The 23,130-nt window shown below is 43.4% G+C and carries 24 protein-coding genes and 2 pseudogenes; 17 read left to right on the forward strand and 9 right to left on the reverse strand.

Features of this window, described 5'->3' with window-relative positions:
- Positions 1–3: 3 nt before the first annotated feature.
- Positions 4–1,278, reverse strand: a complete 1,275-nt coding sequence (locus ACNAZ4_RS19360) for an ATP-binding protein (protein ID WP_415817180.1) — start codon at positions 1,276–1,278, stop codon at positions 4–6.
- Between the two features lie 370 nt (positions 1,279–1,648).
- Between ACNAZ4_RS19360 and ACNAZ4_RS19365 the strand changes: the two genes are divergently transcribed.
- The 5 genes and pseudogenes from ACNAZ4_RS19365 (at position 1,649) to sdhB (ending at position 7,667) form a co-directional block, all read left to right on the forward strand.
- Positions 1,649–2,962: an anaerobic C4-dicarboxylate transporter family protein gene (locus tag ACNAZ4_RS19365; RefSeq protein ID WP_415817182.1), complete on the forward strand. Its 1,314-nt coding sequence runs from the start codon at positions 1,649–1,651 to the stop codon at positions 2,960–2,962.
- A 72-nt stretch (positions 2,963–3,034) separates the two neighbouring features.
- Complete coding sequence (aspA, locus tag ACNAZ4_RS19370) at positions 3,035–4,480, forward strand: aspartate ammonia-lyase (protein ID WP_415817186.1); 1,446 nt, start codon at positions 3,035–3,037, stop codon at positions 4,478–4,480.
- Positions 4,481–4,506: 26 nt separating this feature from the next.
- Positions 4,507–5,124 (forward strand): succinate dehydrogenase cytochrome b558 subunit, encoded by a 618-nt coding sequence (locus tag ACNAZ4_RS19375; protein WP_415817188.1) that lies wholly within the window; start codon positions 4,507–4,509, stop codon positions 5,122–5,124.
- 71 nt (positions 5,125–5,195) lie between these two features.
- A pseudogene (sdhA, locus tag ACNAZ4_RS19380) lies at positions 5,196–6,909 on the forward strand (succinate dehydrogenase flavoprotein subunit).
- Between the two features lie 2 nt (positions 6,910–6,911).
- The gene (gene sdhB / locus ACNAZ4_RS19385; protein WP_415817190.1) at positions 6,912–7,667 is read left to right on the forward strand and encodes a succinate dehydrogenase iron-sulfur subunit; all 756 of its coding nucleotides are present in this window, start codon (positions 6,912–6,914) and stop codon (positions 7,665–7,667) included.
- A gap of 359 nt (positions 7,668–8,026) precedes the next feature.
- Here sdhB and ACNAZ4_RS19390 read toward each other — a convergent pair whose 3' ends face one another.
- From ACNAZ4_RS19390 to ACNAZ4_RS19405, 4 genes are all read right to left on the reverse strand, one after another.
- Positions 8,027–8,278: a small, acid-soluble spore protein, alpha/beta type gene (locus tag ACNAZ4_RS19390; RefSeq protein WP_415817192.1), complete on the reverse strand. Its 252-nt coding sequence runs from the start codon at positions 8,276–8,278 to the stop codon at positions 8,027–8,029.
- 499 nt (positions 8,279–8,777) lie between these two features.
- Positions 8,778–8,963, reverse strand: coding sequence for a YfhD family protein (locus tag ACNAZ4_RS19395; protein ID WP_415817194.1), 186 nt, complete (start codon positions 8,961–8,963; stop codon positions 8,778–8,780).
- Between the two features lie 87 nt (positions 8,964–9,050).
- Positions 9,051–9,173 carry a YfhE family protein gene (locus ACNAZ4_RS19400; RefSeq protein WP_415817196.1) on the reverse strand — a complete coding sequence of 41 codons (123 nt, stop codon included), beginning with the start codon at positions 9,171–9,173 and terminating at the stop codon, positions 9,051–9,053.
- A 66-nt stretch (positions 9,174–9,239) separates the two neighbouring features.
- The gene (locus ACNAZ4_RS19405) at positions 9,240–10,139 is read right to left on the reverse strand and encodes a TIGR01777 family oxidoreductase (RefSeq protein WP_415817198.1); all 900 of its coding nucleotides are present in this window, start codon (positions 10,137–10,139) and stop codon (positions 9,240–9,242) included.
- A 100-nt stretch (positions 10,140–10,239) separates the two neighbouring features.
- Here ACNAZ4_RS19405 and recX point away from each other — a divergent pair, with 100 nt between their 5' ends.
- Complete coding sequence (recX, locus tag ACNAZ4_RS19410; protein WP_415817200.1) at positions 10,240–11,052, forward strand: recombination regulator RecX; 813 nt, start codon at positions 10,240–10,242, stop codon at positions 11,050–11,052.
- Between the two features lie 21 nt (positions 11,053–11,073).
- Here the strand turns inward: recX and ACNAZ4_RS19415 are convergent, their stop codons facing one another.
- The gene (locus tag ACNAZ4_RS19415; protein ID WP_415817202.1) at positions 11,074–11,751 is read right to left on the reverse strand and encodes an SDR family NAD(P)-dependent oxidoreductase; all 678 of its coding nucleotides are present in this window, start codon (positions 11,749–11,751) and stop codon (positions 11,074–11,076) included.
- 89 nt (positions 11,752–11,840) lie between these two features.
- On the opposite strand from ACNAZ4_RS19415, the gene ACNAZ4_RS19420 reads away from it, so the two are divergent.
- Positions 11,841–12,179, forward strand: coding sequence for a YfhH family protein (locus tag ACNAZ4_RS19420; RefSeq protein ID WP_415817204.1), 339 nt, complete (start codon positions 11,841–11,843; stop codon positions 12,177–12,179).
- Between the two features lie 61 nt (positions 12,180–12,240).
- On the opposite strand, the gene ACNAZ4_RS19425 is transcribed toward ACNAZ4_RS19420, so the two are convergent.
- Positions 12,241–12,423 carry a small, acid-soluble spore protein K gene (locus ACNAZ4_RS19425; RefSeq protein WP_415817206.1) on the reverse strand — a complete coding sequence of 61 codons (183 nt, stop codon included), beginning with the start codon at positions 12,421–12,423 and terminating at the stop codon, positions 12,241–12,243.
- Between the two features lie 117 nt (positions 12,424–12,540).
- On the opposite strand from ACNAZ4_RS19425, the gene ACNAZ4_RS19430 reads away from it, so the two are divergent.
- A complete protein-coding gene (locus ACNAZ4_RS19430) occupies positions 12,541–12,795 on the forward strand; it encodes a YfhJ family protein (RefSeq protein WP_415817208.1) in 255 nt (84 codons plus the stop codon).
- Between the two features lie 397 nt (positions 12,796–13,192).
- Here the strand turns inward: ACNAZ4_RS19430 and ACNAZ4_RS19435 are convergent, their stop codons facing one another.
- Positions 13,193–14,179 (reverse strand): metal-dependent hydrolase, encoded by a 987-nt coding sequence (locus ACNAZ4_RS19435; RefSeq protein ID WP_415817210.1) that lies wholly within the window; start codon positions 14,177–14,179, stop codon positions 13,193–13,195.
- Between the two features lie 149 nt (positions 14,180–14,328).
- Between ACNAZ4_RS19435 and ACNAZ4_RS19440 the strand changes: the two genes are divergently transcribed.
- Positions 14,329–14,625 (forward strand): hypothetical protein, encoded by a 297-nt coding sequence (locus ACNAZ4_RS19440; protein ID WP_415817212.1) that lies wholly within the window; start codon positions 14,329–14,331, stop codon positions 14,623–14,625.
- Between the two features lie 81 nt (positions 14,626–14,706).
- Positions 14,707–15,780 carry an A/G-specific adenine glycosylase gene (mutY, locus tag ACNAZ4_RS19445; RefSeq protein WP_415817262.1) on the forward strand — a complete coding sequence of 358 codons (1,074 nt, stop codon included), beginning with the start codon at positions 14,707–14,709 and terminating at the stop codon, positions 15,778–15,780.
- 28 nt (positions 15,781–15,808) lie between these two features.
- On the opposite strand, the gene ACNAZ4_RS19450 is transcribed toward mutY, so the two are convergent.
- A complete protein-coding gene (locus ACNAZ4_RS19450; protein ID WP_415817214.1) occupies positions 15,809–16,033 on the reverse strand; it encodes a hypothetical protein in 225 nt (74 codons plus the stop codon).
- A 171-nt stretch (positions 16,034–16,204) separates the two neighbouring features.
- Here ACNAZ4_RS19450 and fabL point away from each other — a divergent pair, with 171 nt between their 5' ends.
- The 7 genes and pseudogenes from fabL to ACNAZ4_RS19485 all read left to right on the forward strand — a co-directional run bounded on the left by fabL (position 16,205) and on the right by ACNAZ4_RS19485 (position 23,059).
- Positions 16,205–16,954 (forward strand): enoyl-[acyl-carrier-protein] reductase FabL, encoded by a 750-nt coding sequence (fabL, locus tag ACNAZ4_RS19455; protein WP_415817216.1) that lies wholly within the window; start codon positions 16,205–16,207, stop codon positions 16,952–16,954.
- Positions 16,955–17,032: 78 nt separating this feature from the next.
- Positions 17,033–17,224, forward strand: coding sequence for a gamma-type small acid-soluble spore protein (locus ACNAZ4_RS19460; RefSeq protein ID WP_415817218.1), 192 nt, complete (start codon positions 17,033–17,035; stop codon positions 17,222–17,224).
- A 437-nt stretch (positions 17,225–17,661) separates the two neighbouring features.
- Complete coding sequence (locus ACNAZ4_RS19465) at positions 17,662–17,916, forward strand: YgaB family protein (protein WP_415817220.1); 255 nt, start codon at positions 17,662–17,664, stop codon at positions 17,914–17,916.
- A gap of 249 nt (positions 17,917–18,165) precedes the next feature.
- Positions 18,166–18,696 (forward strand): nucleoside tri-diphosphate phosphatase, encoded by a 531-nt coding sequence (gene ntdP / locus ACNAZ4_RS19470; protein WP_041967592.1) that lies wholly within the window; start codon positions 18,166–18,168, stop codon positions 18,694–18,696.
- Between the two features lie 92 nt (positions 18,697–18,788).
- Positions 18,789–20,537, forward strand: a pseudogene (locus ACNAZ4_RS19475) (ABC transporter ATP-binding protein).
- A 565-nt stretch (positions 20,538–21,102) separates the two neighbouring features.
- The gene (locus ACNAZ4_RS19480) at positions 21,103–22,116 is read left to right on the forward strand and encodes an ABC transporter ATP-binding protein (protein WP_415817222.1); all 1,014 of its coding nucleotides are present in this window, start codon (positions 21,103–21,105) and stop codon (positions 22,114–22,116) included.
- On the forward strand, positions 22,091–23,059 hold the full coding sequence (locus ACNAZ4_RS19485) for an ABC transporter ATP-binding protein (protein WP_415817224.1): 969 nt from the start codon (positions 22,091–22,093) through the stop codon (positions 23,057–23,059). The genes ACNAZ4_RS19480 and ACNAZ4_RS19485 overlap by 26 nt, the downstream gene beginning before the upstream one ends.
- The last annotated feature ends 71 nt before the right edge of the window (positions 23,060–23,130 follow it).

The raw sequence follows: 23,130 nt of genomic DNA on the forward strand, positions 1-23,130 counted from the left end.
TGATTAGCCTCCCATTGTAAGACTTCGAATTGGAACCTCAATGATAAAAACCGTACTAAAGATACTGCTTATACTCTTCTGTTCAAGGATGATTTTTCCGCCAAGGTTCTCAATAGCATTCTTGACATAAGAAAGTCCGATGCCGTTTGATGCATCCCCATCCTGAGTGAACTTAGTGGTAAATCCAGGCTCAAAAACGAGAGGCCTATCCCGATCAGTTATACCTGGTCCATTATCTTTTACCTGAATCACCAAGGTATCATGCAAAGTGCTAATATCCAGATGGATTTCACCTGTTTGTTGAATGGCTTCCACGGCATTTGTTGCAAGGTTATTAATCACAGATAATAGCATGAATGTATGATAGGGAGGGTGCTCCCCGGAAACATTATTTATAATTTCAATCGATTTGCCTAATGAATCTGCATAGTTTCTATTACATTTATTGACTACTTCCAGAATTTCATCAATTTCCATAAAGTCACTAAGGTTTTCCTTGACCATCAGCTTAGTCAGACCGGAATATATTCGCTGGTTGTCTTTCTTGATTTCATGCAATTCACCTGCGATTCTTAGTGCTGTATGAGCATGTTTTTCTTGTTGTTCCTCTTTTAACTCTCTATAAAATGAATAACATCCAGTTGTCAGGGTTTCGGCATTTTTCATTGTCTTCTTTAGCTGAATCATTTCTACATATAAATTAGATATTAGCATGAGCATTTGTTCATTCCGTTTTCTTTGTTGCTCTTCAGATAATTTAGCTTCTCTGATGACGAAGATATTAAAAAAGCCTAATACAAAAAAGCTTCGGAAAATTGCAATCATACCAATGGTCAAGAATGTACTTAGATTGATTTGAGAATGTGAGATAAAGGAACGGAGAAAAATTTCGGTCATACTTGCTGCAATCTCAACTATGACTCCAAGCAATCCAACAAAAATCGGCTTGCTATAAAATGTATTGATTTTAAAAAAATAAAATAATAGTGCAAAATTCAAATAATAGAAGAAGACAGGGAAGTGCAGAAGAAACGCTTCAAAAAGCAGGCTAGTATCTTCAGTGAAACCAAATAATGTAACTCTAAACAGGACAACTGCCGTACCTGCAGCCATACCGGCCAATAATGGATGCAACTTTCTGGACCATAACAAAATAAAGAAAAAGACCGGCGTTCCAAGACTTACTCTCATATCGCCTTCAAAAGGATAAAATTTCATCTCCCCGCCAATCGGAACCGCAATAACAATTGCCAAGTAAAGGAGCAGTTTTTCTTTCATCATCCCGCCTCATTTCAAAATCTATAATGTTAGTATTCTTGCATGACTTATATAAATTGGGAAACAATAATATTTTAATCTACCTGAGGGAACTTGTAATGTGTAATTTTGACAATATTATTAAGAAGAGAATTTGGTTTGTTACTTTTTGTAGTTTTCAGTAGGGCAGGAATTATTCTATGGGTGTCAAAGGAAACAGAATTTATTTCACTCTAATGCTAAATGACACTAAACGCAATTAGATTTACACTTGTGAAATGTTTCACTAAGTTGAGCGGAGGGGGTTGTTCTTTGCAAATAATCTAAAAAACATGTTCATCCTTCATTTAACATTAAGAAATCATTTGAAAATATCAAGGAGGTCATCAATATGTTTTGGATCCAATTTTTAATTGTCCTGATATGTATCTTCATAGGAGCCAGGCTTGGTGGTGTTGGACTTGGGGTTATGGGCGGTGTAGGTCTTGGAATCCTTGTTTTCGGCTTCGGACTCCAGCCAACATCTGCACCGATTGACGTAATGCTGATGATACTGGCAGTCATTACAGCGGCTGGAGCACTTCAGGCAGCTGGAGGAATGGAATATCTTGTCTACCTTGCAGAGAAAGCATTGCGTAAAAATCCTAAAAGAATCACGTTCATTGCGCCGATGGTCACCTATTTATTTACTTTATGTGCTGGTACTGGCCACGTTGCCTACTCAGTATTGCCAGTAATAGCAGAGGTATCCAGAGAATCGGGTATCCGGCCGGAACGTCCAATGTCTATTGCTGTTATCGCATCTCAGCAGGCTATTACAGCCAGTCCAATCTCCGCTGCAACAGTCGCGCTTCTTGCGCTTCTTGCAGACTTCAACATTAGCTTATTGCAGATTCTTCTAATCTGTATTCCGTCGACATTCCTCGCTTGCATGGGAGCAGCATTTGTTGCTAGCAAAATGGGCAAGGAACTGAATATGGATCCAGATTATCTCAGACGACTGGAAGAAGGACTCGCTCCTATCAAGAAAGACAAAAAGGCGTTCAATCCAAATCCAGGTGCAAAACTATCCGTCATTCTGTTCTTATTGGCAGCAGTACTCGTTGTTATTCTTGGCTCCTTCCAGGAATTGCGCCCTGGCTGGGAAATTGAGGGTGTATTCACTAGAATGAGTATGCCTGCGGCAATTGAGATTGTCATGCTAACAATCGCAGCCATGATCATTATCTTTGCGAAGCCAAAAGTTGAAGATATCGTTTCCGGCAGCGTGTTCAAAGCTGGTGCTGCTGCAGTTGTCGCCATCTTTGGGATTGCCTGGATGGGGGATACATTCTTCCAGGGAAACATGGCTCTGATTTCCGGTTCGATTTCTGATCTGGTAACGGCAGCTCCGTGGCTATTCGCAGTTGCGCTATTCGCACTTTCCATCCTTCTGTACAGCCAAGCAGCTACAGTCCGAACTTTAATGCCGCTAGGGATTACACTTGGTATCAATCCGGCACTGTTAATCGCAATGTTCCCTGCAGTAAATGGATATTTCTTCATTCCGAACTATCCTACTGTAGTAGCGGCAATTAACTTTGACAGTACGGGCACGACAAGAATCGGAAAATACGTTTTAAACCACAGCTTTATGATTCCTGGACTAGTTGCAACGATAGGGGCAGTCAGTATCGGCATCCTCTTAAGCACGATCGTTCTTTAAAATCACGCCTTTGAGAAGCAGCCGCTCCATGAGGGCGGCTGTCTAATTTTAATAGGAAAAGAGATGGTTGAAATGATGGATCAATTTAGGATTGAAAAGGATTTCTTGGGGGAGAAGCTGGTCCCTATTGAAGCATATTATGGTGTGCAGACAATACGAGCCATTGAAAATTTTCCGATCACAGGGTCAAGGATCGATGAATCTTTAATCAAGGCGATGGCGATGGTAAAGAAAGCAGCAGCACTTGCAAATGCGGATATTGGGCAACTCGATCGAGCACTTGCTGAAGCGATAGCACATGCAGCTGATGAAGTGATCCAAGGCAAGCTGCATGACCAGTATATTGTAGATCCAATCCAGGGAGGCGCCGGTACTTCAATCAATATGAATACGAATGAAGTAATTGCAAACCGTGCTCTCGAATTGTTGGGAGAAGCTAAAGGCAATTATAAAATCATCAGTCCAAATTCCCATGTGAACATGGCACAGTCAACGAATGATTCTTTTCCAACTGCCATTCACTTATCTACACTTTCGACCCTAAATCAATTGTTAAAAGTTATGGATGAATTACATCAAGGGTTCATAGACAAGGCGAATGAGTTTGATGGAATCATCAAAATGGGCAGGACTCATTTACAGGATGCTGTACCCATTCGTCTTGGTCAGGAGTTTAATGCATATGCAAAAGTACTAAAAAGAGATATTAAGAGAGTCAAAGCGACAAGGGAACATCTATATGAAGTGAACATGGGAGCAACGGCAGTCGGAACAGGGCTAAATGCCGATCCAGAATATATTGATAAAGCAATCGGATATCTGGTTGAGTTCACTGGTTTGCCATTATCCGGTTCTGAGAATCTAGTCGACGGAACACAGAATACAGATTGCTATATAGAAGTTTCGGCAGCATTGAAGGTTTGTATGTTAAACATGTCAAAGGTTGCGAATGATCTAAGGATGATGACATCTGGACCACGGTGCGGATTTGGTGAGATAAACCTCCCTGCACGCCAGCCTGGTTCTTCCATCATGCCGGGCAAGGTAAATCCAGTTATGGCGGAAGTTCTTAATCAGAGTGCTTTCCAGGTTGTAGGAAACGATTTGACGATCAGTATGGCCTCAGAAGCTGGACAATTCGAGCTGAACGTCATGGAGCCTGTCATTGTGTTTAACTTACTGCAGTCAATTAAAATCATGACAAATGTCTTCACTGTATTCCAAGAACATTGCCTGAGTGGAATCACAGCCAATAAAGAGAGAATGGAGGCTTATGTGAATAATAGTGTCGGTGTGATAACTGCCATCAATCCTCATGTTGGGTATGAGACAGCTGCATCTGTTGCGAGAGAAGCGATAGTAGCCAACAGAGCCGTCCGTGATATCGTGCTTGAACGGGGAGTGTTAACGGCAGAAGAGTTAGAAACCATTCTAAATCCATTTGAGATGACCCATCCGGGAATAGCAGGCAAGGAATTGATGGAAAGGAAAAGTCAGAGAGAAACCGTTTTGCTTTAATGAGTGAAGATAAGGGAGGCAGATTGATGTTAGAGCGCGGTAAAAACCAGCATTTATATCGAAAGCTACATTCATTGTCAGGAATTATCCCGGTAGGGGTGTTCCTGACTGTTCATCTCTTCGTGAACTACACAGCAACTTGGGGGCAGGATGCTTATAATACTGCAGCAGGAATCATGGTGAATCTGCCATTCAAATACTTTCTAGAAGCGTTTATTATTTTTATCCCTATGTATTTTCATGCTATTTATGGACTTTATATTGCGCTCCAGGCAAAAAACAATGTTGGCCAATATGGATATGTGCGCAATTGGAAGTTCTATCTCCAAAGAATTACTGGAGTTATTACGTTTATCTTTGTTACCTGGCATATTTGGGAAACGAAAATCCAGGTAGAGTTTTTTGGCGTAGAAGCCAACTTTCATTTGATGGCCAATATTGTAGATAACCCATTTTCTTTGACCTTGTATATCATTGGAATTGTTTCGGCAATATACCATTTTGCCAATGGTGTTTGGACATTCCTCATTACGTGGGGAATCACTGTATCGCCAAAATCACAAAAAGTTTTTTCTTATATTACATTCGGGTTATTTGTCGTACTATCCATCATTGGTGTACGCGCAATTTTAGCATTTGCTTAATAGCTGGATAGGAGGGCATTCAAATGGGCAAAGGAAGAATCGTGATTGTAGGCGGTGGTCTTGCAGGGCTGATGGCAGCGATCAAGGTTGCTGAAAAAGGGACGATGGTTGATTTATTTTCAATTGTTACTGTCAAAAGGTCACACTCAGTCTGTGCGCAAGGCGGAATCAATGGAGCCGTTAATACTAAGGGAGAGAATGATTCTCCGTGGGAACATTTTGATGACTCAGTGTATGGCGGGGATTTTTTGGCTAATCAGCCTCCTGTAAAGGCAATGTGTGAAGCCGCGCCAAAAATCATCCATATGTTTGACAGGATGGGTGTCATGTTCAATCGTACACCAGAAGGTCTGCTTGATTTCAGGAGATTTGGTGGAACGCAGCATCACCGTACCGCATTCGCTGGTGCAACAACAGGGCAGCAATTGCTTTATGCATTGGATGAACAGGTGAGGATGTTTGAAACACAAGGACTTGTAACGAAATACGAGAATTGGGAATTTGTATCCGCAATTATAGACGATACCGAGGTTTGCAGGGGGATTACTGCTCAGAATCTCCGGACTATGGAAATAAAGGCTTTCAGCGCTGATGCTGTCATCATTGCAACGGGTGGTCCCGGGGTGATTTTTGGCAAATCAACGAATTCAACCATTAATACCGGTTACGCTGCTGGAAGGTTGTATGAACAAGGGGCTTATTATGCTAATGGAGAATTTATTCAAATCCACCCGACAGCCATTCCAGGTGACGATAAAAATCGTTTAATGAGTGAATCAGCCCGTGGGGAAGGAGGCCGTGTCTGGACATACAAAGATGGAAAGCCATGGTATTTTCTCGAGGAAAAATATCCTGCTTACGGGAACCTAGTTCCTAGAGATATCGCAACGAGAGAAATTTTCGATGTATGTGTGAACCAAAAGCTAGGAATTGATGGGGAGAATAAAGTCTATCTGGATTTGTCACATATTGATTCACGGCAGCTGGATATCAAGCTTGGTGGAATTATGGAGATTTATGAAAAGTTCATGGGGGACGACCCGCGTAAAGTGCCAATGAAAATTTTTCCGGCTGTCCATTATTCTATGGGGGGTCTATGGGTTGATTATCGACAAAGGACAAATATCCATGGTTTATTTGCCGCAGGAGAATGCGATTACTCACAGCACGGAGCAAACCGATTAGGCGCCAATTCATTGCTTTCCGCAGTCTACGGTGGTATGGTTGCCGGCCCTTCTGCCCTGGAATATATAAATGGCTTGGATAAATCCGCGGATTCATTCTCGCCAAATTTCTACTCGGAAATGGTTCAGGAAGATGAGAGAAAATATAAGTCCATCCTTAAAATGGACGGTAAAGAGAACGCCTATCTCCTTCATAAAGAGCTTGGGGAATTGATGACGGCTAATGTCACAGTCGTTAGAGAAAATAAAAAACTAAAGGCCGCATATGAGAAGCTTCAGGAAATCAAAGAGCGCTATCAAAACATCAATATTGAAGACACAGCTAGTTGGTAACGCTGGTGCGAGCTTTACTAGACAGTTAGAGGGCATGATTAACTTAGCACATGTGATAACCTTGGGAGCATATCAGAGAAATGAAAGTCGAGGTGCCCATTACAAACCTGAGTTCCCTGACAGGAATGATGATGAGTGGCTGAAAACGACAATGGCGAAGTTTGATGGAAATACAAAACTCCCAGAGCTTTTTTACGAAGAAGTGGATGTTTCACTGATTGAGCCTAGAAAGCGTGATTACACTAAGTCCAAGAAGGGAGGGAAATGAGCATGTCATCCAAAAACCAAATCCATCTGATTATTAAAAGGCAAAAGGATGCAAGTTCTCCTCCTTATTATGAAGAGTTCAATATAGGATATCGGTCGAATATGAACATCATTTCCGCTTTGATGGAGATTCAAAAGAATCCGATAAACCGAAAAGGAGAAGCGACAACGCCAGTGATATGGGAGTCTGTTTGCCTGGAAGAGGTATGCGGTGCTTGTTCAATGGTCATCAATGGAAAGCCAAGGCAAGCCTGTTCGTCACTGATTGATCAACTTGAACAGCCAATCAGGATTGAACCACTGAGTACCTTCCCTGTAATGAGGGATTTAGCTGTCGATCGACAGCGCATGTTCGATGCCCTGAAAAAGGTGAAAGCATGGATACCAATTGATGGCACACATGACTTAGGACCAGGACCGAGAATGGCTGAAAATACTAGGCAGTGGACTTACGAACTTTCAAAGTGCATGACTTGTGGCTGCTGCCTTGAAGCCTGTCCGAATGTCAATACCCAATCACCTTTTATCGGACCAGCACCAATAGCTCAAGTCCGTTTATTTAACGCACATCCTACAGGAGCGATGCATAAGGAAGAACGGATTGCAGAAATAATGGGTGAAGGAGGAATCACCACATGCGGCAATTCTCAAAACTGTGTGGAAGTCTGTCCGAAAGGCATCCCATTGACTACATCGATTGCTCACTTAAATCGCCAGGTAACCATTCATTCTTTCAAATCTTTCTTTGGAAGTTTTTAAAGCGGTAGCTGAGGTATAATCGAAGAAATAGAAAAAGCGAACCGGATCCGGTTCGCTTTCAAGTAACTTGCTACTCCACAAGATGTATAAAAAATCATCCATTTATAAACTTTGCCGCGGTACAAAATTCCACTTGACCATTTTAAACCTAAACGACGCAAGCCCTACCTCTCTTGCATCCTTACGGCTCCGAAGCCGATCCAGTGTGAATAAGTTGTTACCTAAAAATAAAAGCAGAACGCCATTAATTGTTTACATAGTATTGTTTGTGATTCAAGTTACTTTCTTTTGGCGAAGCTTATTCATTATATTTCATTTTCCAGCAGATGTCAAACGTTATTTACAAATGTTTGAAGTCTTTACTGTTTCCGTAAATTTTTCTGTGCCATTTTCACGAGCTCACGGACCATGCTTCCACCCAGTTTCCCCCCGACTTTTCCTGCATCCCGGGTTGAAAGATTGCCGTTATAACCCTTATTAAGGGGAACGTCAACCTCTCTTGCTGTTTCGAATTTGGCATCCTCCGCGTTCATCGTTCCGGCAACCTGCGCTTTCAAATCATCAAGTGCTCTCCTGGCTTCCGGTACAAGGATCTTATTCCTTCTTGTCATTGTTGGTCCCTCCATGGTGATGTATCGATTCCTTAACAATTATTATTTGTTATAAATAACTTTATTATTTAAATAGCTTCATTTCGGATTGCCGGATATAGGTTTTGTCTGTTCTGAATAAGGGTAAATATAATAGGCTAAATTTTATCCTCATAGTTATTCACAGGTGAAACTCCGTATTATTGAGTACTCCACAGGTTTATCCACATTATCCACAGAAATAAGATCGTTATTATTGTTGTATAGTAAATCCTTATATAAAAAGCTTTTTTGATTTTTATTAACATTATTCACAAGTGTGTGGATATCATTAGTTTTGAACAATTGGTGAAAAGACTTGTTAAATGGTGCCAGAGGGAGTAAAGTAGAATTATCGAAAGTTAGTGAAAACATTCACAAAGCATGCAACTCCCTTTTTTGCTAACCGAAGATATCTCCCCCTCCCCTTAAAAGGAAAAAGCAGAATCTGCTGATTCTGCTTTTTCCTTTTATGAGAGGGTTATTTTCTCCTGCTTTTTGCACGCTGATCCGCAGCTTTTGAGCGGGCCATTGCTTCAAGGTCATCGTGGTCAGCTAACTCGCGGTTAAACTCCACATCAAGGCCATCGGATTTCATGTTCTTTGGTACTTGTGGAAGCGATGCTTTGTTACGATCACGTGTTTTGTGTCCATGTCCTCTTCCCATTCGAAAAAACCCCTTTCAAAATGATAAAAGTACGGAAATGAACCATTCCCGTACTTTTATGTTCCTCCAAAAGAAGCCTGTTAATGCCTAATATCTCTTTCCATTTGCATAGCCGGCTGCTCTGTCTGCTTTCTTGAATTCACGGCTGTATGTAACTTCCTGCATGCTTGATAATGAACTCTTTGTCTTTTCCCTTTTTTTCTTATCCAAATTAATTCACCCTTTCAATATGATGTACCTTAGCAGTATTTCCTTGTTGAAAGGGATTAAACAGGATTAATTGCCTAAAATTTCTTTGAGAGCCTTTTCGAGTTCAGGAAATTTGTAACTGAATCCGGCGTTTTGCAGCTTAGCCGGCATGACATTCTGACCTTCCAAGACAAGCATGCTCATATCTCCAAGGGCGATTTTCAGGGCAAAGGAGGGAACTGGAAGCCAGTGGGGGCGTCTCAGCACTTTCGATAAAATCTTTCCGAACTGATCCATAGTTACTGGTGAAGGAGAAACAAAATTTACCGGACCGTTCAATTGAGCATGCTGGATTGCAAAGATAATTCCCTGGATGACATCGTCTATATGGATCCATGAAAGCCATTGGGCACCAGAGCCGACCTTTCCGCCCGCAAAAAATTTATAAGGCAGTATCATCTTTGGCAGGGCCCCGCCATTTTTATCAAGGATCACACCGAATCGGCAAAGCACCACCCGGGTGCCTAATTCTCTAGCCTGGTTTGCGGCAGCCTCCCAGCGGAGAACCGTGTCAGCCAAAAAGTCATTTCCAGTCTCCGATTGTTCATTGAACACTTCTGTCATCGACGTGCCGTAATACCCCACTGCACTTGCATTGATTAAGACAGGTGGCTTATTCTTAAGTGCCTCGATGATCCTGTTCACTTCGGTGGTTGCCTTAATCCTGCTGTCAATGATCTTTTGTTTGTACTCATCTGTCCATCTGTCATTGATGGTCGCCCCTGCCAGGTTCACGATGGCATCTATGCCTTCAAGCTCATTTTCTGGCTGGTCAGCCGGATTGAGCCACTGGACATACCTTGGGTTATGGTTGTCTTGTTCATTACTTTTCCTGGTTAAAATGATTACCTCATGTCCATTGCGGACCAGTTCACTGCTTAAAGCACTGCCGACAAGCCCTGTACCTCCGGTGATGGCAATTTTCATGGTTATCCTCCTAAACTTATCCTCTTGTCTATATAGTACTGCTTTTAAAATGATATACCTCCTTTGAATGTGTTAAAGTTTCTATAGAGGTGATAAAGAGATGCCAGTCATTACAAAAATTTCCGTTCAAAAACACAATAAAGACCGTTACAGCATTTTTACCGACAGCGGTAGTGGAGAGGAATACGCGTTCAGCGTCGACGAAGATGTTTTAATCAAGCATAATCTGAAAAAAGGAATGGAACTGGATGACTTCGCAGTGACGGAGATGCTTTTTCAGGATGACATAAGGAAAGCCTATAATACAGCAATCAATTATCTTTCACACCGCATGCGGTCAGAGTCTGAGGTCCGTGAACATCTGAAGAAAAAAGAAATCTCAGATGCGGTGATAAAAGAAGCAATCCATAAATTATATGAATTCAATTTCCTGAATGATGAGGAATTTGCCAATGCATTCGTCAGTACAAAATTGAATACGACCGATAAAGGTGCTGAAGTGATAAAAATGGAACTAAAGGAAAAAGGAATTGCCCCCGATCTGATCACAAAGGTGGTCGATGAGGTTTCATTCGATGAACAGTTGGAAAAAGCGATTAAACTCAGTGAAAAGTACGCTTTGAAAAACAATAAGGACTCAACAAGAATTTTGAAGCAGAAAATTGAACAGATGCTGAGGCGCAAAGGGTACTCTTTTTCAATCATCCGTGCTGCTATGGATGAGACGGATGTTGAGAAAGAAAACGAGGATGAAATGGACGCATTGCGGATTCAAGGGGACAAACTGTACAGCAAATACAGTAAGCTTCCAGAACGGGAAGGCAGGCAGAAGCTGAAGATGGCCTTGTACCGAAAGGGATTCCCAATGGATATGATTGATGCTTTCATCACCGAAAAAGAGAATGAGGAATAAATAAAAAAATCATGACAAGTGTCATGATTTTTTGGATTCTATTACAATTTCGGTTTTTTCAAGGTTGTCGAAGATTATTCCAGCCACTTCAGCTGCAGACCTGAATCTTGTCGGGTCTGCGACATGTTCGCTATCATCCCAGAATGGAGTATCCATCCCGCCCATATAGGCAGCGACAAAACGGATTTCCGTTCCCTCGTACTCTTTTTGGAGACTTTCAGTAAAGCCCCTGACGGCGAATTTGCTGGAACAATAGACAGCCTCATTCTTTTTGCCCCGGAGTCCGGCCGTAGAAACAATATTCAGGACCAGTCCCTCGCGATTTTGTTCAAGATAAGGAAGGACGGCTTTTGTCATATGGATGGTTCCGAAAACATTGGTCTGGAACATTTCTTCCATTTCTGTATCTGTGATTTCAGAGAACGGGCCGAAGTAGCCGAGACCGGCATTATTCACGAGCCCATAGATTTCATGGGTTTTGCTGATCAATAACGCTTTTTCCTTTATATCCTCCAGATTGCGAAGGTCGAGCGGGAGAGCGGTCGCACTTCCCCCTGATTGGTCAATCTGTTCCTTTACAGCGGCCAGTTTGTCTTCTGTCCGCCCTGTTAAAATCATATGGTAATCCTGCTTGGCGAGCAGCAGTGAAAGTTCTTTTCCAAGACCTGTGCCGGCGCCAGTCACAATGATTGCTTTCATGATAGCCTCCTTAAGATAACATGCTATAATTTAGTTATAACTTAAATGCTTGAATGTTAAAAGCAAGAACAATCCAGGAGTGAATAAATATGGGCAGGGAAAAACGATACAGTGAAATGACCGAATACGAATTGAACCAGGAAATCGCCGGTCTCCGGGACAAGGCCAGGAAAGCGGAACAAATGGGAATGGTAAGTGAACTGGCCGTTTACGAACGGAAGATTGCTATGGCTAGATCCTATATGCTGAATCCGGATGATTTCAAGCCGGGTGGAATATATGGAATTGAAGGCGATCCAGGATCCTATTTTAAAATCGATTATCTGAATGGTGTATTTGCCTGGGGGGCACGTCTGAACGGAGATGGTAATGAAGAAGCATTGCCGATTTCCCTTTTGACGGAAGTGGAGCAAAACCAGAATACCTAGACATCTGGTCTTGCTCATGTGTTAAAGGCTGGAACATCTCAAGCTGTCCGCAGGGTGTTGCTTAATGGTCCTTGATGACAGCTGAAGTGTCATCTTCACGGTGAGAGGAAGCATACATGCGCTCCTGAGGATGGGTATTAATCGTGCCATCGGCTCTTTTTGATGCATATTCCGCTTTCGCCCGAGGCTCGCCCTCGAGCTTGTTGTTGTTCTGGTTAGGGAAATTGGTTTCTTTATTTCGCATAATGCCCTCCGTGACGGGTGAAATTACGTGTATGCCAATATGGATGCACGCATTCATAGTATTCGAGCAATGACACATATTCATTACTATATTAAAAATTGGCAAAGGGTGATCAGGATGCAAGAAACACACGAAATGCTGGCCAGCCTGCTTCAGGAAAAAAACAACGGCATCACTTATGAGCAGGCTTTGAGATGGGTCGAGCTGTTATGGAGCGACTTTGAAGCGACATACGCCAAAGCAGGGCATAAATATATGGGCAGCGAAATGACAGAAAAAGTCGTCCGCCAGTGGATTGAAAACTACGGTGGCCAACTGCACGAGTTCGTTGCAAGGAATCCTAAGTACAAGCATATTTTGGAAGAAGAATGAATCTTACAAGAGAATCCCCGTTTTAACGGGGGTTTTTGTTTTTTATAAGCTCAATAAAGTGTGAATGACTACTGCGGTTTTCATAATCCAGCTCCAATGCCCATCCAGGTTTCATAAAAGGTGTGATTTTTTGAATAATTGTACGGTCAAAATCATAATTGCAGTTATCGAAGCTAATTGCACCGTCAATTAGAATAATTGCACTCTCATTCTAATTTATTGCGCCGTTAACAGCTGGAATTGCACCATCATCCTAATAATGGAAAAATCCCCTCTAACCAAGTGGAAGAGAAGGTTGGAATTTCTTGTGTTTGGAAGTGATTCAGCCAAACAAAAGCTGCACCTCCATTGTTAGTTCTGTGTCTAACAATGAAGGTACAGCTCATGAACATGGGTTTTACCCTTCTCCTGGAATGAACTCCAGTTTCTTTCTTAGTTTTTCCTCGCTGTAAATCCAGCCTGTGTACGAGCTGAGGATTTCCAGATCCTTGTTCAGGTTCACGACGGCGACGAATGGATAGTGTCCGTTGCTTCGGTAGCGCAAATCTATGAACCTGACTTCATAAAAATCATCATATTCATCACATTCCCAGCGATAAACAGGTGAGAACGACAGGAATGCGGAAAGGTTCTTATCCTTTTTAGCTGCTTCCAGCACCGGTGTCTCAGGGACCGGTACCCGGTTGAACTGGTCGAGGATCCGCACATGGCGTTTGTAGCCGCGGCCAACGAAAAACTGATGCTTGTTCATTACCGCGACACGCCACTGGTTAAAGCGCATTGTCGGGGCGATGATGATTTCGGTGGCATCCGGAACGATTTTCTCGACAGCACATTTTATGCGATGCTTCACGATAAAGCGGTAAATATAGTAAAGCACAAGGATTCCATAAATCGTCAAAAAAGTGTACCCCGGGTTTGTTCCAAAGGCCCATAGGAATAAACCGACGACATGAAGCGCAAATATAATCGGATCAAATGTATTGATGACCCCCAATGCGACCCATTTCGACGAAAATGGCCTTAGTGCCTGTGTGCCATAGGCATTGAAAATGTCGACAAAAACATGAAGGAATACAGCAATGAATGTCCAAATCCATAAGTGCAGCAGATTTGCTTCCGGATGAAAGAAGTATATCGCTCCGGTAATCAGCAGCGGCCACAAGAGGACAGCTGGAATAGAGTGTGTGATTCCGCGATGGTTACGTATATACACTGCATTATTTCTCAGTTTGAGAACAGTATCTATATCAGGGATTTGTGAACCGACGAGCGTAGCAATCAGCACGCTGCTGGCTGTTACGCTGCTTTCGCTGACAGCTGGGTCAAGCGTCGCCAACCCGCCAAGTGCGAACCCCATGACAACATGGGTACCTGTATCCATGGAAACCGCCTCCTATTCTTTTTGTTATTTAATGAGTGCTATTGAACGAATTGACAGGTAAAAGGTCTTGCCACAATGCGAATAATCGTTTACTTTTAAAGGGCTGAATCAAAAAAGTCCCTTTTCTAGTCCATAAAGGAGCTGACGTAATGATTCAGATGATTATCCAATATGAAGTCAAACAAAATCTGCTTGGCCAATATCATGAGGCCATACATCGAATTTCAGCGATGCTTCCTGATTTCGAAGCGGACATGTTCTCATGCAGCCAGTCGGACCAGCGGAATATATTCATTGAATCGTTCTATGTGCCAACAGAAGCCCATTACCATGCAATGAAAAAAATGCGCCTTTCCCGGGAACATTCTGTATTTGGAATGCTTGAGGATTACGTTCCGGGAGGACTCGAGCGAATCGGCTTCATGGCGATTAAGCAGAAGCGTTAATATTATATTCCCAAATTTCCGGAAAGTTTAACACCTGGAGGAACAAAAGTGGCAACTGACATCAAGAAATGTGTAGATAAAATGGATAAAAAATCCTTTCAGGATGACTTGATAGGATGGTTTGTTAGCGAGCAGCGAGAACTGCCATGGAGAAAGGACCAGGATCCTTATAAAGTGTGGGTATCTGAAATCATGCTCCAACAAACTAGAGTAGATACTGTCATCCCTTATTTTAATTCTTTTTTGGAAAAATTTCCAACGATAGAGGCACTTGCATCCGCCGATGAAGAAAAGGTATTAAAAGCCTGGGAAGGTCTCGGATATTATTCCCGTGTCCGCAACTTACAATCCGCAGTGAAGGAAGTCCGTGAAAATTACGGAGGCCAAGTGCCGGACTCTCCTGAGAAGATAGCCTCTTTAAAAGGGGTGGGCCCATACACGGCAGGTGCCATCCTGAGCATAGCTTACGGGAAGCCTGAACCCGCTGTCGATGGAAATGTGATGAGGGTGTTATCAAGAATCTTGCTGATCTGGGATGACATTGCCAAACCTGCTTCCCGTAAAATATTCGAATCAACTGTAAGGGAAATCATCTCCCATGAAAATCCATCGTATTTCAACCAGGCTTTGATGGAGCTGGGAGCCCTGATTTGCACCCCTACTTCGCCTTCATGCCTCCTTTGTCCGGTGAGGGACCATTGTGCCGCCTTCGATGAAGGAGTGCAAAATGAGCTTCCGGTAAAAACGAAAAAGAAAAAGCAGAAAAATATCGAACTGGCAGCAGGGATTTTCACTGATGACCAGGGAAGGATCCTCATTCGGAAAAGACCGGAAACCGGCTTGCTGGCGAATCTGTGGGAGTTCCCGACCGTAGAATTAGGCCTCGGCTTCCAAAGACAGCGAGAACAGCTGGCGGTTCACTTCGAAGAAATTTATGGTTTTTCTCCGAAAATCAGTGAAAGCCTGGGCGAAATCGGGCACGTCTTTTCCCATCTGATTTGGAATATTCATGTATTCAGCGGCAGCTTTGATGGTGATATCATCGAATCCACTCAGCTGAAACTTGTTACCGAGGAGGAAATCCAGGAATATGCCTTCCCGGTTCCGTATCAAAAAATGCTGAAGCAGTATCTTGAATTTAAAAAGGCTGACTAACCATCTAGGTGGTTAGCAGCCTTTTGTATTAATCGTAACTGACTTTTGTTCCATGTGTGTAATCTGCTTCTCCGCGGCTAAGGCCGCCCCTGCGCTCGATTTCTTCAACGATTTCTCTGTGGATGGATTGGCCTTCAATATTTAAATATGGCACCATCTGCTGGAGGGAGTGGTGGAAAAAGGCGAGTTCACTGTCTTTCCAGTCAGTCTTGGACATCATCGAGAGTTCAGTCATATCACGGCCTACGTACATAAGGGATCATCCTTTCATTTAGGTTCAAACTTAATGTTAGTCTTTTCAGAGGTACCGTTTTTTATCAGGGCTCTTTTCGGAGACTTATTGTCATATATACCTGAAAAAGCTAAAATGAAACAAAATCACAATCCGGTTTTTAGCCGGATTGGACAGGAAGGGAATTTGCACATGACACAAAAAGTAGCACTCATTACAGGAAGCAGCCGTGGAATCGGCAAAGCAGCAGCTATCAGGCTTGCGAAAGAAGGATTTGACATCGTAATCAATTATGCCCGCAGCAAATCGGCAGCATTGGAAACAGCAGAACAGATTGAAGCACTTGGAAGGAAGGCTCTTGTCGTAAAAGCGAATGTTGGTGACGTCAGTAAGATAAAATCGATGTTTGAACAAATCGAAGCAGAGTTTGGAAGGCTGGATGTGTTCGTGAACAATGCAGCATCAGGTGTGCTGCGGCCAGCAATGGAACTGGAAGAATCCCATTGGGACTGGACAATGAACATCAATAGCAAGGCATTGTTGTTCTGTGCCCAGGAAGCAGCGAAGCTAATGGAAAGAAATGGCGGCGGGAAGATAGTCAGCATCAGTTCACTTGGTTCGATCCGTTATTTGGAAAACTACACGACAGTCGGAGTATCGAAGGCAGCGCTCGAGGCCCTGACCCGTTATCTGGCTGTAGAACTGGCGCGAAAAAACATCGTCGTCAATGCAGTCTCGGGTGGGGCTGTCGATACGGAAGCATTGACCCATTTTCCGAACAGGGAAGAACTGCTTGCAGAGGCCAGGGAAAAGACTCCTGCAGGAAGAATGGTCGAAATCGATGACATGATCAATGCCGTCATGTTCCTTTTAAAGGATGAATCAAGCATGATTCGCGGCCAGACAATCATCGTTGACGGTGGCATTTCGCTGTTAGTTTAAAAAATGTTATTTGGTAAAATTTAGTCGGATAGTAACCTCCATCGATGGTTAATCTATATTTCGTGGAGGTGATAAACGATGGCAAAACAACCTAATCAATCACAAGCTGGAACTAACATTCAAGAAGTACGCCAGCAAAACGCTCAATCTGCTGGAAAACAAGGTCAATATGGTACAGAATTCGCGAGCGAAACAAATGCTCAAGAAGTACGTCAGCAAAACCAGCAGGCTGAAGCGCGCAAAGGTCAAAACTCTGGCCAACAGCGTTAATATCACCTAAAAGAAAGGCACTCTCACTCGTAGAGTGCCTTTTCCATTGTTTAGGGAATTAAAAAGTATTTTTATATGGATAACTACATATGGGAGTCTTAATCCAGCTCCAGCGCCTAACCCCTCGAGACGCTTCGGTCCTGCCAATGAAGTCAAAGAACGACTTCACTGCCAGGCCCTCCAGCGCTGGTCGGGGCTGATCAAAGCGCTTGCGCTTTTTATTCTGCCTTCATGATACAAAGAGACCAATGAAATGCTTAAATCGAAAATGCTCATTCACTGAAAGGGTACTCTCGGCAAGAAGTAGCGTGTTCCACCTCAAAACGGGATTCCGCAATTCGACAAAGGTTCCAATTCCTCTACATAACTAGTCAAAGGAATTCAGCGTCTTTCCAAGAATAAAATTAGGAGATAAATTTTACAGGCGGTGGATGAGCATGGATAAATTTAACGAATTGGTATCTACTCAAATGCAAACAATGGAAAAGCTTCTGTATTTGCAGTCTGAATTGGAAAGGTGCCAGGAGATTGAAAAGCAGCTGGATGCCCTGAAGCAAAGTGCAGAGTTGGAGGAGCTACGCTTGGAAATTGATCGTAAAAAGCAGGATCTTCAGGAAATCCACCGGATGTTCGAAAAGCAGACGGAAGATGTCATTCATACTTATCAGCAGCTGGCGGTTACATTACTTTAAATTATCAAATCAACATCATTTCTGGACAAGACCTTTGGAAAAAAGTGAATTTTTATAAAAATTTAAGCAATTTTAATGGGTCATCGATGGAAATCGATGGCTCTTTTGTTTTAAATTCTCTCGTTAACCGTTATAATAATAAAAAATAGGAATCGTTCTTTGTTGCCTTTTGTCGTTTTGAAGAAACCGAGATAAATATACATTGATAGGTTGCAAAGTTTCCGGGAAAGGAAAGTAGGGGAGAAGAACATGGGCGTACCCACAGAAGGTGAACCAATCCAAATCCATAGTTATAAGCATAATGGGCACATCCATCGAGTCTGGGAAGAAACTACAGTTTTAAAGGGCACACAGAATCTTGTGATTGGCGGAAACGACCGGACTGTCGTCACTGAGTCGGACGGCAGGACGTGGATTACTCGAGAGCCTGCAATCTGTTACTTCCACTCTCAGCTGTGGTTCAACGTTATAGGCATGATCCGGGAAGATGGCGTATATTATTACTGCAATATCAGTTCTCCATTTATTTTTGACGGGGAAGCACTGAAATATATTGACTATGATCTCGACATTAAGGTTTTTCCAGATATGACGTTTAATCTACTCGATGAAGATGAATATGAGCGCCACCGCAAGGAAATGCAATATCCTGATGTGATTGACAAGATCCTGAAATACAATGTTGAAAAGCTTAAACGCTGGATCAGGCAAAGGAAAGGACCTTTTGCTCCTGATTTCATCGACATTTATTATGAGCGGTATTTAACTTATCGCCGCTGACCATACAGGATAGACAAGCTTCAGCCTGTTGATTCGATTCAACAGGTTTTTATTTCGTGCGCTAGCAAGGCTCCATAAGGGGGAACTATAAATTGGGCAGCATCCGCAGATACTTGAAATTCGTCAAACCTTACAGGCTGCAAATCATTGGCACCATCATCATTGGAATCCTAAAGTTTGCGATTCCGCTATTGATTCCGCTTTTGATTAAATTCGTGCTCGATGATGTCATCGGCAATGATACGTTGACCAAGGGTGAAAAAACGGATAAGTTATTCTGGGTCATGGGCATCATGATCGTCATTTTCGTCGTGTTCAGGCCGCCGATAGAATACTATCGCCAATATTTCGCACAATGGACAGCGAGCAAAATCCTCTATGATATAAGGGACAGGCTTTTTTCCCATATGCAGAGGCTCAGTTATAAATATTATTCCAATACGAGGGCAGGAGAGGTCATCTCGAGGATGATCAATGACGTCGAGCAGACCAAGACCTTCGTTGTTACAGGACTGATGAATCTGTGGCTGGATGTTGCGACGATCGTGATCGCCGCTGCGATCATGTTTACGATGGACGTGCAGTTAACACTCGTATCCCTAATCCTGTTTCCATTTTACGCTTTTTCGGTAAAATACTTCTTCGGAAACCTTCGAAAGCTTACGAGGGAACGGTCACAGGCACTTGCAGGGGTACAAAGCTATCTGCATGAAAGAGTGGCGGGTATCTCGGTCATCAAAAGCTTTGCGATTGAGGATTATGAACAGACACAGTTTGACAGGCAGAATAAAAACTTTTTGACAAAAGCGCTTGAGCATACAAGCTGGAACGCAAAAGCATTCGCTGTAGTCAATACGATCACTGATATCGCCCCGCTGCTTGTCATCGGCTTTTCCGGTTATCAGGTACTCCAGGGAAGCCTCACGATCGGGGAGATGGCAGCGTTCATTGCCTACATTGACAGATTGTACAATCCATTGCGCAGACTGGTGAATTCATCGACGACGCTGACACAGTCGATCGCTTCAATGGACCGGGTATTCGAGTTCATGGACGAGAAATATGATATTAAGGATTCACCTGATGCAGTGGAATTGCAAAAAGTCCATGGTGACATTTCGTTTAAAAATGTAAGCTTCTCGTATGAAGAAGACGGTGAGACAGTACTGAAGAGTTTGAATATAGAGGTTGAAAAGGGTTAAACGATCGCTCTCGTTGGAATGAGCGGCGGAGGGAAGTCATCGTTTGTCAGCCTGATCCCGAGATTCTTCGATGTCACAGATGGCCAGATCCTTCTTGACGGCAAGGACATCCGCTCATTCAAAGTCCGTTCATTGCGCGATAAAATCGGGATGGTTGCGCAGGATAATATTTTATTCAGTGAATCGGTGAAAACCAATATTCTCCTGGGCAAGCCGGGAGCAAGTGATGAAGAAGTGATACAGGCTGCAAAGGCAGCCAATGCCCATGAATTTATTATGAATCTGCCAGAAGGCTATGATACCAAAGTAGGGGAAAGAGGAGTCAAGCTTTCCGGCGGGCAAAAACAACGTGTCGCCATTGCGCGTGTCTTCCTTAAGAATCCGCCTATTCTGATTCTCGACGAAGCCACCTCAGCGCTTGATCTTGAGAGTGAACATCTTATACAGGAAGCGATTGAAAAGCTGGCTAAGGACAGGACAACCTTCGTTGTTGCCCACCGCTTATCCACCATCACCCATGCTGACAGGATTGTCCTGATTGAGCATGGAGAAATCGTCGAAGTCGGCAGCCATGATGAATTAATGGCCAAGCAAGGCGGGTATCATAGATTGTTCCAGGTCCAACAGCTGGAAAATTAACCTGATAGAAGGAGAAACCGGAGCCAATTTGGCTTCGGTTTCTTTGTTTTTTAGGAAATTATAAAAGTATTTTTGTGTGGATAATTACATATGGGATTCTTAATCCAGCTCCAGCGCCTAGCCCCTCGAGACGCTTCGGTCCTGCCAATGAAGTCAAAGAACGACTTCACTGTCAGGCCCTCCAGCGCTTGTCGGGGCTGAACAAGGCGCTTGCGCTTTTTGTTCCGTGTCATAGATTTTCAGGTGAATTTCCAAAGGGTATTTTCGTAGTTTTTCCTCACTGGACTACTGCGAATAGCAGAGATCAAAAGGAAAACAACCTTTGTAAAAGAATGACCATTCTGGTAAAAACAATCCATTATGAGCAGTCCTTTTGTGTCATTATTTATCAGCTTTTGACATACAAATAGTACCAAATACCTAAAACTATTCTAAATTATTATTATATTTAAATAATTGAGAAAAATCAGTGGACTATTTACAACTATTTAATATAAAATGTTTTAAACAGACAGATTAAATTTTATTCAGCAATAATATTTCGGTAATAGAAAGGAGTAGGCAAGTGGTACATGCTCCGGTTTTAGAAGTGAAAAATTTAAGGACATCTTTCTTGACGAAGGAAGGTGAGGTTCCTGCGGTAGATGATGTCAGCTTTTCGGTTAATAAAGGCGAAATCCTCGGAATCGTCGGAGAATCAGGCAGCGGAAAGAGTGTAACATCTTTGTCGGTCATGAAGCTGATTCCTCAGCCGCCTGGAAAAATTGCCGGAGGAGAAATCCTTCTCAATGGTGAAGACCTTGTGCACGCTTCGGAGTCGAGGATGAGGGAGATCCGCGGGAATGAAGTCGCAATGATTTTCCAAGAGCCGATGACTTCGTTGAATCCATTATTCACAATTGGCGATCAGCTGGTGGAAGCGTTGAAAATACATAAGAAGTTGGGCAAAAAGGCGGCATATCAGCAGGCAGTGGAGATGCTGAAGCTTGTCGGCCTTCCCAGGGCAGAGCAAATTGTCAAAGAGTACCCCCACCAGCTTTCAGGCGGGATGAGACAAAGGGTCATGATTGCGATGGCACTCAGCTGCCACCCACGGGTGCTGATTGCAGATGAGCCGACAACTGCACTTGATGTAACCATCCAGGCGCAGATCCTGGCATTGATGAAGGATTTGAATGAAAAGCTCGATACGGCGATTATTATGATCACTCATGACCTTGGTGTCGTCGCAGAAGTATGCCAGCGTGTCGCTGTCATGTATGCCGGAAAGATTGTCGAGGAAGGGCTTGTCGGGGATATCTTCAAAAATCCTAAGCACCCTTATACTCTTGGCCTGCTAAAATCGATTCCTGACATCCGGGATAAAAAGGAACGATTATATTCGATACCTGGCAATGTGCCGAAGCCTGGTTCAATCAAGACTGGCTGCCGATTTGCGGCCAGATGCGAATTTGTCATGGACAGATGCCTGAGCGTGGACCCGGAACTCTATGATACTGGCAGGCCAGGACATGCCGTTCGCTGCCTGCTGCATGAGAAGGAGGGAGTAGCCGATGGCAGAAGTACTGTTAAAAGTTGATGGTCTTAAAAAATACTTTCCTATTACAGGAGGGGTCCTCGGGAAGCAGACTGGGGCAGTCAAAGCTGTTGATAATATCAGCTTCTGGGTAAACAAAGGGGAAACTCTTGGACTGGTTGGAGAGTCTGGCTGCGGGAAATCGACGACAGGCAGGATGCTGATGCGCCTGATCAATCCGACAGAAGGGCAGGTCGTGTTTGAAGGGAAGGATCTTGTGAGCCTTTCGGATAACGAGATGCGAAAGGCCAGAAAGGATATGCAGATGGTGTTCCAGGATCCATTTGCTTCGCTTAACCCGAGGCATACTGTTGAAAAGATCCTCGAGGAACCTCTCATCGTCCACGGAATCGGGACGAAGAAGGAAAGGAAGCAGATGGTCAAGGACATGCTGGAGGTAGTCGGACTCAGCAGTTACCATGCCAAACGGTATCCCCACCAATTCAGCGGCGGACAGCGCCAGCGGATCGGGATTGCCCGGGCACTGATGACGAGGCCGAAGCTGATCATTGCCGATGAGCCAGTTTCAGCACTGGATGTATCAATCCAATCACAAGTATTGAATCTGCTGGAGGACCTGCAAAAGGAATTCCAGTTGACCTATATTTTCATTGCACACGATCTCGGTGTGGTAAAACATATCAGCGATAGAGTGGGAGTCATGTATCTAGGCAGACTCGTAGAAATCACCGATGCTGATAAGCTGTATGAAAAACCGCTTCATCCTTATACCAGGGCATTGCTTTCGGCGGTGCCAATTCCGGATCCTGATATCAAAAGGGAAGGGGAGCTGCTGACCGGCGACCTCCCAAGCCCTTCGAATCCGCCAAAGGGATGTGCATTCCATACAAGGTGCAAAGAGTGTATGGAAATCTGCAAGACTGACAGACCCGAATTACGGGAGATTGAACCTGGTCATTTTGCTGCCTGCCATCTGTATTCCTGACCAAAAAGGAATGCTCGCAGGAAAAACAGCATAGATGATAAATATTATGGACTGGAAAAAATAAAACTGGT

Source organism: Mesobacillus thioparans, from assembly GCF_965138835.1.
GTDB lineage: Bacteria > Bacillota > Bacilli > Bacillales > Cytobacillaceae > Mesobacillus > Mesobacillus thioparans.

Bases quoted from the DNA above. Each gene is read 5' to 3' on its own strand.
- ACNAZ4_RS19405 (WP_415817198.1), bottom strand. From the start codon at position 10,139: ATGAAAATTGCCATCACCGGAGGTACAGGGCTTGTCGGCAGTGCTTTA.
- ntdP (WP_041967592.1), top strand. From the start codon at position 18,166: ATGGGCGTACCCACAGAAGGTGAACCAATCCAAATCCATAGTTATAAG.
- ACNAZ4_RS19430 (WP_415817208.1), top strand. From the start codon at position 12,541: ATGCAAGAAACACACGAAATGCTGGCCAGCCTGCTTCAGGAAAAAAAC.
- mutY (WP_415817262.1), top strand. From the start codon at position 14,707: ATGGATAAAAAATCCTTTCAGGATGACTTGATAGGATGGTTTGTTAGC.
- ACNAZ4_RS19460 (WP_415817218.1), top strand. From the start codon at position 17,033: ATGGCAAAACAACCTAATCAATCACAAGCTGGAACTAACATTCAAGAA.
- ACNAZ4_RS19420 (WP_415817204.1), top strand. From the start codon at position 11,841: ATGGGCAGGGAAAAACGATACAGTGAAATGACCGAATACGAATTGAAC.
- sdhB (WP_415817190.1), top strand. From the start codon at position 6,912: ATGTCATCCAAAAACCAAATCCATCTGATTATTAAAAGGCAAAAGGAT.
- ACNAZ4_RS19390 (WP_415817192.1), bottom strand. From the start codon at position 8,278: ATGACAAGAAGGAATAAGATCCTTGTACCGGAAGCCAGGAGAGCACTT.
- ACNAZ4_RS19450 (WP_415817214.1), bottom strand. From the start codon at position 16,033: ATGTACGTAGGCCGTGATATGACTGAACTCTCGATGATGTCCAAGACT.
- aspA (WP_415817186.1), top strand. From the start codon at position 3,035: ATGATGGATCAATTTAGGATTGAAAAGGATTTCTTGGGGGAGAAGCTG.
- ACNAZ4_RS19375 (WP_415817188.1), top strand. From the start codon at position 4,507: ATGTTAGAGCGCGGTAAAAACCAGCATTTATATCGAAAGCTACATTCA.
- ACNAZ4_RS19365 (WP_415817182.1), top strand. From the start codon at position 1,649: ATGTTTTGGATCCAATTTTTAATTGTCCTGATATGTATCTTCATAGGA.
- ACNAZ4_RS19395 (WP_415817194.1), bottom strand. From the start codon at position 8,963: ATGGGAAGAGGACATGGACACAAAACACGTGATCGTAACAAAGCATCG.
- recX (WP_415817200.1), top strand. From the start codon at position 10,240: ATGCCAGTCATTACAAAAATTTCCGTTCAAAAACACAATAAAGACCGT.
- ACNAZ4_RS19425 (WP_415817206.1), bottom strand. From the start codon at position 12,423: ATGCGAAATAAAGAAACCAATTTCCCTAACCAGAACAACAACAAGCTC.
- ACNAZ4_RS19465 (WP_415817220.1), top strand. From the start codon at position 17,662: ATGGATAAATTTAACGAATTGGTATCTACTCAAATGCAAACAATGGAA.
- ACNAZ4_RS19360 (WP_415817180.1), bottom strand. From the start codon at position 1,278: ATGAAAGAAAAACTGCTCCTTTACTTGGCAATTGTTATTGCGGTTCCG.
- fabL (WP_415817216.1), top strand. From the start codon at position 16,205: ATGACACAAAAAGTAGCACTCATTACAGGAAGCAGCCGTGGAATCGGC.
- ACNAZ4_RS19440 (WP_415817212.1), top strand. From the start codon at position 14,329: ATGATTCAGATGATTATCCAATATGAAGTCAAACAAAATCTGCTTGGC.
- ACNAZ4_RS19485 (WP_415817224.1), top strand. From the start codon at position 22,091: ATGGCAGAAGTACTGTTAAAAGTTGATGGTCTTAAAAAATACTTTCCT.
- ACNAZ4_RS19415 (WP_415817202.1), bottom strand. From the start codon at position 11,751: ATGAAAGCAATCATTGTGACTGGCGCCGGCACAGGTCTTGGAAAAGAA.
- ACNAZ4_RS19435 (WP_415817210.1), bottom strand. From the start codon at position 14,179: ATGGATACAGGTACCCATGTTGTCATGGGGTTCGCACTTGGCGGGTTG.